11 protein-coding genes are annotated in these 12,779 nt (G+C 53.3%); 8 read left to right on the top strand and 3 right to left on the bottom strand.

Going from position 1 to position 12,779, the window contains the following annotated elements; translation table 11 throughout:
• The first annotated feature begins 6 nt into the window (after positions 1–6).
• The 6 genes from ACO6V5_RS22140 to ACO6V5_RS22115 all read left to right on the top strand — a co-directional run bounded on the left by ACO6V5_RS22140 (position 7) and on the right by ACO6V5_RS22115 (position 10,820).
• Complete coding sequence (locus ACO6V5_RS22140) at positions 7–1,806, top strand: ankyrin repeat domain-containing protein (RefSeq protein WP_422412474.1); 1,800 nt, start codon at positions 7–9, stop codon at positions 1,804–1,806.
• Between the two features lie 137 nt (positions 1,807–1,943).
• Positions 1,944–3,308 (top strand): ankyrin repeat domain-containing protein, encoded by a 1,365-nt coding sequence (locus tag ACO6V5_RS22135; RefSeq protein ID WP_422135616.1) that lies wholly within the window; start codon positions 1,944–1,946, stop codon positions 3,306–3,308.
• 172 nt (positions 3,309–3,480) lie between these two features.
• Entirely contained in the window at positions 3,481–5,643 is a 2,163-nt protein-coding gene (locus ACO6V5_RS22130; protein WP_422412476.1) for an ankyrin repeat domain-containing protein, read from the top strand.
• Positions 5,644–5,812: 169 nt separating this feature from the next.
• A complete protein-coding gene (locus ACO6V5_RS22125) occupies positions 5,813–7,669 on the top strand; it encodes an ankyrin repeat domain-containing protein (RefSeq protein WP_422135618.1) in 1,857 nt (618 codons plus the stop codon).
• A 171-nt stretch (positions 7,670–7,840) separates the two neighbouring features.
• Complete coding sequence (locus ACO6V5_RS22120) at positions 7,841–9,235, top strand: ankyrin repeat domain-containing protein (protein WP_422135619.1); 1,395 nt, start codon at positions 7,841–7,843, stop codon at positions 9,233–9,235.
• A 136-nt stretch (positions 9,236–9,371) separates the two neighbouring features.
• Positions 9,372–10,820: an ankyrin repeat domain-containing protein gene (locus ACO6V5_RS22115; RefSeq protein WP_422412478.1), complete on the top strand. Its 1,449-nt coding sequence runs from the start codon at positions 9,372–9,374 to the stop codon at positions 10,818–10,820.
• A 134-nt stretch (positions 10,821–10,954) separates the two neighbouring features.
• Here the strand turns inward: ACO6V5_RS22115 and ACO6V5_RS22110 are convergent, their stop codons facing one another.
• Both ACO6V5_RS22110 and ACO6V5_RS22105 read right to left on the bottom strand, forming a co-directional pair.
• Positions 10,955–11,290, bottom strand: a complete 336-nt coding sequence (locus tag ACO6V5_RS22110; RefSeq protein WP_422135621.1) for a hypothetical protein — start codon at positions 11,288–11,290, stop codon at positions 10,955–10,957.
• Positions 11,280–11,546, bottom strand: coding sequence for a type II toxin-antitoxin system Phd/YefM family antitoxin (locus ACO6V5_RS22105; protein WP_422135622.1), 267 nt, complete (start codon positions 11,544–11,546; stop codon positions 11,280–11,282). Before ACO6V5_RS22105 ends, ACO6V5_RS22110 begins: the two co-directional genes overlap by 11 nt.
• A 221-nt stretch (positions 11,547–11,767) precedes the next feature.
• Between ACO6V5_RS22105 and ACO6V5_RS22100 the strand changes: the two genes are divergently transcribed.
• Entirely contained in the window at positions 11,768–12,109 is a 342-nt protein-coding gene (locus ACO6V5_RS22100) for a hypothetical protein (protein WP_422412480.1), read from the top strand.
• Positions 12,097–12,393 carry a helix-turn-helix domain-containing protein gene (locus tag ACO6V5_RS22095; RefSeq protein WP_422412482.1) on the top strand — a complete coding sequence of 99 codons (297 nt, stop codon included), beginning with the start codon at positions 12,097–12,099 and terminating at the stop codon, positions 12,391–12,393. The genes ACO6V5_RS22100 and ACO6V5_RS22095 overlap by 13 nt, the downstream gene beginning before the upstream one ends.
• Positions 12,394–12,419: 26 nt before the next feature.
• Here ACO6V5_RS22095 and ACO6V5_RS22090 read toward each other — a convergent pair whose 3' ends face one another.
• Entirely contained in the window at positions 12,420–12,590 is a 171-nt protein-coding gene (locus tag ACO6V5_RS22090) for a hypothetical protein (protein ID WP_422135625.1), read from the bottom strand.
• Between the last annotated feature and the right edge of the window lie 189 nt (positions 12,591–12,779).

Below are 12,779 nucleotides of genomic sequence, written 5' to 3'. Positions count from 1 at the left end.
ACACAGATGTTCTACTTATGTGTGGCATTGTTCGCTAGCCTCTGCCCATGGACACTGAAGGCCGATCACTGTCCTATTTGTTTGGCTCCCTTCCATGGCCGAAGTGAAGCGCCTGTGGTTATCAGAACCCAATGTTGTGGTCACCGCTTCGATCTGGACTGTCTTTCGATGTGCTTTGTTGATCAGCCCATCGGCTCACGCCGGTGCGCGATGTGTCGGCAAAACCCGATGCCTGTGGTGAATCAGAACACCAGTGAATCTCACCCGGATACATTTTTCCCCGATCAGACTTTTTATAATGCCTGTCTTCACGGGGATCTCGATCAGGTGCAGAGGTCTCTGGCAGAAGGGGTCAATGTCAATGCCGTTATGACTGCTGATCTCAATGCCTTGATGTTGGCATCCGTCAGCGGGCACACAGATGTCGTCGAACGCCTGATCAACGCTGGGGCGAACCTTGACGCTGCCCGTTCGAATGGCGCCACCGCACTGTTCATCGCTGCTGAGTATGGTAATACCGGCTGCGTGAAACGCCTGATCAACGCCGGGGCAGCTCTTAACGCTTGCACAGAGACTGGCACCACCCCGCTGTTTGCCGCTGCGGTGAAAGGCAATACCATCTGCGTGCAACTCCTGATCAACGCCGGGGCGGATCTCAACGCGAGAACCAAGAGTGGCGAAACCCCGCTTCTCATCGCAGTCTGGAAAGGCCATACCGATTGCGTGGAAATCCTTATCAGTGGCGGGGCAGATATCAATGCCGCCTCGTCGGATGGCGCCAACCCGCTGCTCTTTGCAACACAGGAGGGCAATAGCGATCTCGTGGAAATCCTTATCAGTGGCGGGGCAGATCTCAACATCCGGACTAAGAGTGGTGCGAACCCAACGTTTATCGCAGCCCAGAACGGTAATACCGACTGCCTGAAAATCCTGATCGAAGCCGGGGCGGATTTCAATGCCCCCCACACTTCAGATGGCGCCACCCCGCTATTCATCGCTGCCCAACAAAATAACATCGACTGCCTGAAAATCCTGATCGAAGCCGGGGCGGATCTCAATGCCCAGACTGAATATAGCGCCACCCCGCTTTACGTCGCTGCACAAGAAAATAACACCGCATGCGTGAAACTCCTGATCAACGCCGGAGCGGATCTCAACGCCCACACCAAGACTGGCACCACCCCGCTGTTCGTCGCTGCTGCACAAGGCAGCACCGAATGCGTGGAACTCCTGATCAAAGCGGGAGCGCTTCTCGACGCCCGGACTTCGAAAGGCGGCACCGCGCTGTTCATCGCATCACAGGAGGGCAATAGCGACTGCGTGAAAATGCTGATCAACGCCGGGGCAGATCTCAACGCCCGGACTGAGGATGGCGCTACTCCGCTGTTTATCGCTGCCCAAAAAAATAACATCGACAGCCTGAAAATTCTGATTGAAGCCGGGGCAGATCCCAACATCCGGATTAAGAGTGGTGCCAGCCCACCGTTCATCGCAGCCCAGAACGGCAATACCGACTGCCTGATACTCCTGATCGAAGCCGGGGCGAATCTCAACACCGCCAAGATTAAGGATGGCGCCACCCCTCTGTTCATAGCAATCAAGACGGGCAATACCGACTGCGTGAAACTTCTCATCAACGCCGGGGCGGATCTCAATGCCGCCAGGACTTCGGACGGCGCCACCCCAATGTCCCTAGCAATCAAGATGGGCAATACCGACTGCGTTAAACTCCTCATCAACGCTGAGGCAGAGATGGAAACAGAGGCAGTGAAGGAAACAAAAGAAGAGCGTCATGCTGTCCAGTAAACAGGGCTCAGGTGTTCCCATCTTCTGAGTTTTTGAAACAGGAGACTATTGGGCCACAGCCAACTTTGATAGCCATACGAATGAACTATCATTCCCTTTCTTGTATCCAACCCGCACAAATTATTTGACCAGTGTAAATGTTCTACTTATATCTGGCATTGTTCGCTAGCCTCTGCCCATGGACACTGAAGGCCGATCACTGTCCTGTTTGTCTGGCTCCCTTCCATGGCCGCAGTGAAGCGCCTGTGGTCGTCAGAACCCAATGTTGTGGTCACCGCTTCGATCTGGACTGTCTTTCGATGTGCTTTGTTGATCAGCCCATCGGCTCACGCCAGTGCGCGATGTGTCGGCAAGACCCGATGCCTGTGGTGAATCAGAACACCAGTGAATCTCACCCGGATACATTTTTCCCCGATCAGACTTTTTATAATGCCTGTCTTCACGGGGATTTGGATCAGGTGGAGAGGTCTCTGGCAGAGGGGGTCAATGTCAATGCTGTTATGACTGACGGCTTCACTGCCTTGATGTGGGCATCTGGTGTGGGGCACACTGACGTCGTCGAACGCCTGATCAATGCCGGGGCGGATGTCAACGCCGCTCGGCATGAAGATGGTGCCACTGCGCTGTTACTCGCTGCACAAGAAAATAACACCGACTGCGTAAAACTCCTGATCAACGCCGGAGCAAACCTTGACGCTGCCATTTGGAGTGGTGCCACCGCACTGTACATTGCATCACAGAAGGGCAATACCGACTGTGTGAGACTCCTGATCAACGCCGGGGCGGATCTCAACGCCACCCCGTCGGGTGGCGCCACCCCGCTGTTCGTTGCTGCTGAGAGAGGCAACACCGAATGCGTGGAACTCCTGATCAAAGCGGGAGCGCTTCTCGACGCCCCCCGAACTTTGGACGGCGGCACCCCACTGTTCATCGCCACACAGCAGGGCAATACCGACAGCGTGAATAGGCTGATCAACGCCGGTGCAGATCTCAACGCCCAAACTGAGAATGGCGCTACACCGCTGTTTATCGCTGCCGAAAAAAATAACATCGACAGCCTTAAAATCCTGATCGAAGCCGAGGCAGATCTCAACACCGCCGCGTTTAAGCATGGTGCCACTCCTCTGTCCATGGCTGCTGCGAAAGGCAATATCGAATGCCTTAAAATCCTGATCGAAGCCGGGGCAGATCTCAGCGCCCGGGCCAAGGATGGCGCCACCGCACTGTTCATCGCTACTGAGTACAGCAATGCCGACTGCGTCAAACGCCTGGTCAACGCCGGGGCGGATCTCAACACCGCCTTGCCGGATGGCACCACCCCGCTACTAGTTGCTGCTGCGAATGGTAACACCGAATGCGCAAAGCTCCTGATCAACGCCGGGGCAGATCTTGACGCTGCCCTGCCGAATGGCGTCACTCCGCTGTCCATCGCAACCGAGATGGGCAATACCGAGTGCGTAAAACTTCTCATCAACGCTAAGGCAGAGATGGGAACAGAGTGAAGGAAACAAAGGAAAAGCGTCATGCTGTCCTGTAAAATAGAGCTCTCAGTTGTTCCTGTCTTCTGAGTTTTTGAAACAGGTGATTATTTGGCCACAGCGAACTTTGATAGTCGTATAAATGAACTAATATGCTTTTTTGAACCTAACCCACACGGCTTATTGACCAACACAGATGTTCTACTTATGTGTTGCACTGTTCGCTACCCTCTCCCCTCTGGCACTGAAGGCCGGTCACTGTCCGATTTGTTTGGCTCCCTTCCATGGCCGCAGTGAAGCGCCTGTGGTTGTCAAAACCCAATGTTGTGGTCACCGTTTCGATCTGGACTGTATTTCGAGGTGTTTTTTTAATCAGCCCATCGGCTCACGCCGTTGCGCGATGTGTCGGCAAAACCCGATGCCTGTCGTGAATCAGAACACCAGTGAATCTCACCCGGATACATTTTTCCCCGATCAGACTTTTTATAATGCCTGTCTTCACGGGGATTTGGATCAGGTGGAGAAGTCTTTGGCAGAGGGGGTCAACGTCAATGCTTTTATGACTGATGGCTCAACTGCCTTGATGTTGGCATCTGGTGGGGGGCAGACTGACGTCGTCGAACGCCTGATCAATGCCGGGGCGGATGTCAACGCCGCTCGGCATGAAGATGGCGCCACTGCGCTGTTCCTCGCTGCACAAGAAAATAACACCGACTGCGTAAAACTCCTGATCAACGCCGGAGCAAACCTTGACGCTGCCACTTGGAGAGGTGCCACCGCACTGTACATCACATCACAGAAGGGCAATACCGACTGTGTGAGACTCCTGATCAACGCCGGGGCGGATCTCAACGCCACCCCGTCGGGTGGCGAAACCCCGCTGTTCATCGCCACACAGGAGGGCAATACCGACAGCGTGAATAGGCTGATCAACGCCGGTGCAGATCTCAACGCCCGAACTGAGGATGGCGCTACACCGCTGTTTATCGCTGCCCAAAAAAATAACATCGACAGCCTTAAAATCCTGATCGAAGCCGAAGCAGATCTCAACACCGCCGCGTTTGAGGATGGTGTCACTCCTCTGTCCATGGCTGCTGCGAAAGGCAATACCGAATGCCTTAAAATTCTGATCGAAGCCGGGGCAGATCTCAACGCCCGGGCTAAGGATGGCGCCACCGCTCTATTCATCGCTACTGAGTACGGCAATGCCGACTGCGTTAAACGCCTGGTCAACGCCGGGGCTGATCACAAAGCCGCACTGTCGGATGGCACCACCCCACTATTAGTTGCTGCTGCGAAAGGCAACACCGAATGCCTGCAAATCCTGATCAAAGCGGGAGCGCTTCTCGACGCCCGGACTTCGAAAGGCGGCACCCCGCTGTTTATGGCATCACAGGAGGACAATACCGACTGCGTCAAAATGCTGATCAACGCCGGGGCGGATCTAAACGTCCGGACTCAGAATGGCGCTACCCCGCTGTTTATTGCTACCCAAAACAATAACATCGACAGCCTGAAAATCCTGATTGAAGCCGGAGCAGATCTCAACATCGGGATTAAGAGTGGTGCCAGCCCAGCGTTCATCGCAGCCCAGAACGGCAATACCGACTGCCTGATACTCCTGATCGAAGCCGGGGCGAATCTCAACGCCGCCAGGATTGAGGATGGTACCACGCCTCTGTTCATGGCAGCCCAGAACGGCAATACCGACTGCCTGATACTCCTGATCGAAGCCGGGGCGGATCTCAACGCTGCCACCATTAAGCGTGGTGTCACCCCCCTGCTCATGGCAGCCCAGAAGGGCAATACCCACTGCCTTAAAATCCTGATCGAAGCCGGGGCGGCTTTCAACGCCAGGACTCCGGATGGCATCACTCCGCTGTTCATGGCTGCTCAGCAAAATAACATCGACAGCCTGAAAATCCTGATCGAAGCCAAGGCGGATCTCAATGCCCAAATTGATGATGGCAGCACCCCGCTGTTCATTGCTGCTGCGAAAGGCAATAGCGACTGCGTGAGTCTCCTTATCAAAGCCGGGGCGGATCTTAACATCTGCCAGACTTCGGATGGCGCCACCCCGCTGTTCATCGCGTCACAGGAGGGCAAGACCGACTGCGTGAAACTCCTGATCAACGCCGGGGCAGATCTCAACGCCCGGACTCAGGATGGCATTACCCCGCTGTTTATCGCTGCCCAACAAAATAACATCGACAGCCTGAAAATCCTGATCGAAGCCAAGGAGGATATCAATGCGCAAACTGAGGATGGTGCCACCCCGCTCTCCATTGCAACCGCGATGGGCAATACCGACTGCGTGGAAGCCCTGATCAAGGCTGGAGCAAAGGAACAAAGACCGTGAAGGCAACAAAAGAAAGGATTTATGTTGCCCAGTGAACATGGCTCTCAGGCGTTCCCATCTTCTGAGTTTTTGAAACAGGTGATTATTTGGCCACAGCCAACTTTGATAGTCGTATAAATGAACTAATATGCTCTTCTCTATCTAACCCACACGGCTTATTTACCAGCAGATGTTCTACTTATTTGTGGCATTGTTCGCTACCCTCTCCCCTTTGACATTGAAGGCTGATCACTGTCCTATTTGTTTGGCTCCCTTCCATGGCCGCAGTGAAGCGCCTGTGGTCGTCAGAACCCAATGTTGCGGCTACTGCTTCGATCTGGACTGTATTTCGAGGTGTTTTGTTAGTCAGCCCATCGGCTCACGCCGGTGCGCGATGTGTCGGCAGGACCCGATGCCTGTGGTGAATCAGAACACCAGTGAATCTCACCCGGATACATTTTTCCCCGATCAGACGTTTTATCGTGCCTGTTTAAATGGGGATCTGGATCAGGTGGAGAGGTCTCTGGCAGAAGGGGTCAATGTCAATGCCGTTATGACTAATGATTTCACTGCCTTGATGTTAGCATCCAACAGAGGGCACACGGATGTCATCGAGCGCCTGATCAATGCTGGGGCAAACCTTGACGCTGCCCGTTCAAATGGTGCCACCGCACTGTTCATCGCTGCTGAGTACGGTGACAGCGATTGCGTGAAACGCCTGATCATCGCCGGGGCGGTTCTCAACGCCCGCACCAAGACTGGCGCTACCCCGCTGCACGTTGCTGCTGCGAAAGGCAATGCCGACTGCGTAAAACTCCTGATCATCGCCGGGGCGGATCCCAACATCTGCCGGACTTTGGATGGCGTCACCCCGCTGTTCATCGCAACACAGGAGGGCAATACCGACTGCGTGAAACTTCTGATCAACGCCGGGGCAGATCTCAACGCCCGAACTGAGGGTGGCGCTACCCCGCTGTTTATCGCTGCCCAAAAAAATAACATCGACAGCCTGAAAATCCTGATTGAAGCTGAGGCAGATCTCAACACCCGGATTAAGAGTGGTGCCAACCCACCGTTCATCGCAGCCCAGAACGGCAATACCGACTGCCTTAAAATCCTGATCGAAGCCGGAGCGGCTCTCAACGGCAGGACTTCGGATGGTGCCACCCCGCTGTTCATGGCAGCCCAGAACGGCAATACCGACTGCCTTAAAATCCTGATCGGAGCCGGATCGGCTCTCAATGCCGGGACTTCGGATGGTGCCACCCCGCTGTTCATAGCTGCTCAACAAAATAACATCGACAGCCTGAAAATCCTGATCGAAGCCAAGGCGGATATCAATGCGCACATTGAGGATGGCACCACCCCGCTGATCGTTGCTGCTGGGCAAGGCAATACCGACTGCGTGGAACTCCTGATCAACGCCGGGGCGGATCTCAAAGCCCGGACTTTGGATGGCGGCACCCCGCTGTTCGTTGCTGCTGCGCAAGGCAACACCAAATGCGTGGAACTCCTGATCAAAGCGGGAGCGCTTCTCGACGCCCGGACTTTGGATGGCGGCACCCCGCTGTTCGTTGCTGCTGCGCAAGGCAACACCGAATGCGTGGAACTCCTGATCAAAGCGGGAGCGCTTCTCGACGCCCGGACTTTGGATGGCGGCACCCCGCTGTTCGTCGCCACACAGGAGGGCAATACCGACAGCGTGAAACTGCTGATCAACGCCGGGGCAGATCTCAACGCCCGAACTGAGGATGGCGCTACACCGCTGTTTATCGCTGCCCAAAAAAATAACATCGACAGCCTGAAAATCCTGATCGAAGCCGGGGCGGATCTCAACATCGCCAGGATTAAGGATGGTGCCAGTCCTCTTCACATGGCGGCCCGGAAGGGCAATAGCGACTGTGTGAAACTCCTGATCAACGCCGGGACAGATCTCAACGCCCGGACTGAGGATGGTGCCACCCCGCTCTCCATTGCAACCGCGATGGGCAATATCGACTGCATGGAAGCCCTGATCAAGGCTGGAACAAAGGAACAAAGACCGTGAAGGCAACAAAAGAAAGGATTTATGTTGCCCGGTGAACATGGCTCTCAGGTGTTCCCATCTTCTGAGTTTTTGAAACAAGTGATTGTTTGGGCACAGCCAACTTTGATAGCCATAAAAATGAACTAACATGCTTTTTTCTATCTAACCCACACGGATTATTGACCAACACAGATGTTCTACTTATGTCTGGCACTGTTCGCTGCCGTCTCCCCTTTGACACTGAAGGCCGATCACTGTCCTATTTGTCTGGCTCCCTTCCATGGCCGAAGTGAAGCGCCTGTGGTCGTCAAAACCCAATGTTGCGGCCACCTCTTCGATCTGGACTGTCTTTCGATGTGCTTTGTTGATCAGCCCATCGGCTCACGCCAGTGCGCGATGTGTCGGCAAAACCCAATGCCTGTGGTGAATCAGAACACCAGTGAATCTCACCCGGATACATTTTTCCCCGATCAGACTTTTTATGATGCCTGTTTAAACGGAGATCTGGATCAGGTAGAGAGGTCTCTGGCAGAAGGGGTTAATGTCAATGCCGTTATGACTGATGATCTCACGGCCTTGATGTTGGCAGCCATCTGGGGGCACACGGATGTCGTCGAACGCCTGATAAACGCTGGGGCGAACCTTGACGCTGCCGGTTTGAATAGTGCCACCGCACTGTTTATCGCTGCTGAGTTCGATAATACCGACTGCCTGAAATACCTGATCAACGCCGGGGGGGATCTCAACCCCCGGAATGAGGATGGCGCCACCCCGCTGTTCATGGCTGCACAAGAAAATAACATCGAATGCGTGAAACTCCTGATCAACGCCGGGGCGGATCTCGACGACGCCTTGCCGCGTGGTGCCACTCCGCTGTTCGTCGCTGCACAAGAAAATAACACCGAATGCGTGAAACTCCTGATCAACGCCGGGGCGGATCTCAATGCCCGGACTAAGACTGGCGCCACCTCGCTGTTCATGGCTGCTCAGCAAAATAATCTCGACAGCCTGAAAATCCTGATTGAAGCCAAGGCGGATATCAATGCGCAAACTGAGGATGGCATCACTCCGCTGTTCATTGCTGCTATGGAAGGCAATACCGATTGCGTGCAACTCCTGATCAACGCCGGGGCGGATCTCAACGCCCGGACTTCGCATGGCGGCACCCCGCTGTACGTTGCTGCTGTGGAAGGCAATACCGATTGCGTGAAACTCCTGATCAACGCCGGGGCGGATCTCAACGCCCGGATTAAGACTGGCGCCACCCCGCTGTTCGCTGCTGCTGCGGAAGGCAAGACCGACTGCGTGGAACTCCTGATCAACGCCGGGGCCGATCTCAACGCCCGAAGTGACGATGGCGGTACCCCGCTGTTTATCGCTGCCCAGCAAAATAACATCGACAGCCTGAAAATCCTGATCGAAGCCAAGGCGGATATCAATGCGCAAATCGAGGATGGCACCACTCCGCTGTTCGTTGCTGCTGCGAAAGGCAATACCGAGTGCGTGAAACTTCTCATCAACGCTAAGGCAGTGATGGGAACAGAGGCAGTGAAGGAAACAAAAGAAAAACGTCATGCCGTCCAGTAAACAGGGCTCTCAGGTGTTCCCATCTTCTGAGTTTTTGAAACAGATAATTGTTTGGCCACAGCAAACTTTGATAGTCATATAAATGAACTAATATGCTTTTCTGTATCTAACCCACACTGCTTATTGACCAACACAGATGTTCTACTTATGTGTGGCACTGTTCGCTACCCTCTCCCCTTTGACACTGAAGGCCGATCACTGTCCTATTTGTCTGGCTTCCTTCCATGGCCGAAGTGCAGCGCCTGTGGTCGTCAAAACCCACTGTTGTGGTCACCGCTTCGATCTGGACTGTATTTCGAGGTGTTTTTTTAATCAGCCCATCGGCTCACGCCGGTGCGCGATGTGTCGGCAAAACCCGATGCCTGTGGTGAATCAGAACACCAGTGAATCTCACCCGGATACATTTTTCCCCGATCAGACGTTTTATGATGCCTGTTTTGACGGGGATCTGGATCAGGTGGAGAGGTCACTGGCAGAAGGAGTCAATGTCAATGCGGTTATGACTGATGATTTCACTGCCTTGATGTTGGCATCCGGCAGGGGGCACAGGGACGTCGTCGAACGCCTGATCGAAGCTGAGGCAGACGTCAACGCCGCCTTGTCGAATGGCGTCACCCCGCTGCACATCGCTGCACAGCAAAATAACTACGACTGCGTAAAAATCCTGATCGAAGCTGAGGCAGATCTCAACGCCGCCATGTCGGGTGGCACCACACCGCTGATGATGGCTGTCTATAGAAATAACATCGTCTGCATGAAACTCCTGATCAACGCCGGGGCGGATTTCAACGCTGCCTTGTCCGATGGCAGCACCCCGCTGTTCATGGCTGCTCAGCAAAATGACATCGACTGCCTGACAGCCCTGATCGAAGCCGGAGCGGAGCTCAACGCCGCTCGGACTACAGATGGCACCACCCCGCTGGTCATCGCTGTTACATTGGGCCATACCGACTGCGTGAAAGCCCTGATTAAAGCCAAGGCGAGTCTCAACGCCGCCATGTCGGATGGCTCCACAGCGCTGTTGTTCGCTGCCCAAGAAAATGACACTGACTGCGTGAAACTCCTTCTCGACGCCGGGGCGGATCTCAATGCCCAGAGCGAGGATGGCCACACCCCGCTGTTTAACGCAGCCCTGAAGGGCAATTCCGACTGCGTGAAACGCCTGATCAACGCCGGGGCGGATCTCAACGCCACCATGTCGGATGGCGCCACTGCTCTGTTCATTGCTGCTGGAATAGGCAACACCGACTGCGTGGAAATCCTGATCAAAGCGGGAGCACTTCTCAACGCCCGGACTTCCGATGGCGCCACCCCTCTGCTCGTTGCTGCTTTGAAAGGCAATACCGACTGCTTGAAACTCCTGATCAACGCCGGGGCGGATCTCAACGCTCACACTAAGACTGGCTCCACCCCGCTGCACTTTGCTGCTTCGAAAGGCAATACCGGCTGCGTGAAATTCCTGATCAACGCCGGGGCGGATCTCAATGCTGTGAGGACTACAGATGGTGCCACCCCGCTCTCCATTGCAATCGCGAAGGGCAATACCGACTGCGTGGAGGCCCTGATCAAGGCTGGAGCAAAGTAGGGAACTGAGGTCAGGAAGAGAACAAAAGAAAGGCGTTGTGTTATCCAGTAGGTACATGGCCCGTAACCGTGACAAATCTTCATAAAAATCACGTACCTATATTGTTTTTCTTGGAAAAAATATAAAACAGGGTGTTAATGGCGTAGACAATATTGAATCAAAGCCTGCCGGATGCTTTGTTTTGTGCTCAAAAATAACAATGGGTACACAACGCCCTCTGCCTCAGAAAAGCGATAGATTGTTCGCAATTGGAGTTTTGGATCAACATAATCGTGATAAGTTGTGAGCCCAAGTTCTGCCGCCTCTATACACAATGGAGCACTGTCAGGATGTCCATTCACTCTTTTCTCAAATCCAACAATAAAGCCATCAAGAAGCTCCTGAGCCGCTACCTGTCCGATGTGTCGAGCTAAATAATAAAACCTGTCATGAAGCTGACATTGGAAAGCTAGTGAATACTCAAACTTCATCAATAAGCCCTTTCAATCCAGCCCGAAGGTCGGAAGATGATACGGTTCGGCCTGCCTGAACATCTTTTTCGGCAAAAGATAGCAATCGTAGTAGAGCCATTTGTTCCTGCTGCATCTCAAACTGGACAGGATCTTGAACTACATACAAAGGTTCCCCATTTTGGGTTACAACTACAGGCTCTGATACATCCATAGAAGCCAGCTTTTTCTTGAAGGCCGATACCGTTGTGATGCGAGGTGAGGTTGATGAGCTCATGCTTGACTCCAATAATGAAAAATTTATCAGTCAAAGGATAAGCCCAATTAACGAAAAAGTCCATATATGGGCACTATATGGACTTGTTGTAAATTGCTAGTCTTTACGCTTTATCAGGGTTCGCCATTAAATAGTCAGGTGTAGTGCGAAAAACCACCGCCTTACATCTTTCTTACCAACCATTATACTTTGCCTGAACTAATCCATTGGATTACATTCTAATGCATACGGTCGTTGAGCTGAAAAACTATCAGGACGAAGCTGAGAGCCTTCTATCCAGTGAGGAACGCCGCCATATCATTGATTACCTGGTGGCAAACCCTGAGGCTGGTGAGATCATGAAGGGTACAGGCGGCATCCGTAAGCTCCGGTGGCGAAGAGGTGCATCAGGCAAGAGTGGTGGAGTGCAGATTATTCACTTCTACAAGAATCCATCAATGCCCCTGTTCCTGCTCACGGTTTATGGGAAAAACCAACAGGAAAACCTGTCAAAGGCAGACCGCAACACCATGAAACAGTTAGTCACTCTACTCGAAAGAGGATGGAAAAAATGGAAAGCGTAGCGAACAGCATTATCCAGGGCCTTGAAGAGGCCGTAACCTACACAAAAGGTGAGAATACAGGTGCGATCGTCCATGAGGTGACACCCCTGGACATCAAAGGCATTCGCCAGCAGCTCGATATGACTCAGGAAGAGTTTGCCCAGGCTGTAGGTGTAAAACTCCCCACCCTTCGCCACTGGGAGCGGGGTGACCGCAAACCGAACGGCCCTGCCCGTGTATTGCTGAACCTGCTCGCCAGAGAACCCAAACAGATTGTCGCCATGCTAGGGCTGGCTCATTCCTGAATCATCGGCTGGTAATGTTTTTGCTGCTATTTATGTGGTTGTTTTTTAGTGCGTTTAGTATTCCATTTTCTAATACTTTTCTTAAGCATCTTCATTACTGCTTTGTTCTTATCAATCTTGCCACCTGCTTTTCTAATCCACCGCAGGCGGGCTTCATGGCCTCTGCTTTCTGGCGTTCCCTTCCATTGTTTTCTCATGTGAGCCTCCTTGTGGATTTTCCACTTTAGGTACTACGGCCATCCGTTTTAGCCAGGTATTCAAATGCGGTCTTTTATCCTCATCGCACTGACCCACAATCGCCAACCGTGCCGCCGTAATGTCGGTCTCGGACTGAGTTGGTACATGGCCCGTAAGCACGGCCCTGGTTGTTCCCATCTTCTGAGTTT

It is taken from the genome of Endozoicomonas sp. ALD068 (assembly GCF_049310145.1).
GTDB lineage: Bacteria > Pseudomonadota > Gammaproteobacteria > Pseudomonadales > Endozoicomonadaceae > Endozoicomonas_A.
Note: the sequence above shows the minus strand (reverse complement) of the source record. Positions and strands in the feature narration are given on the sequence as shown.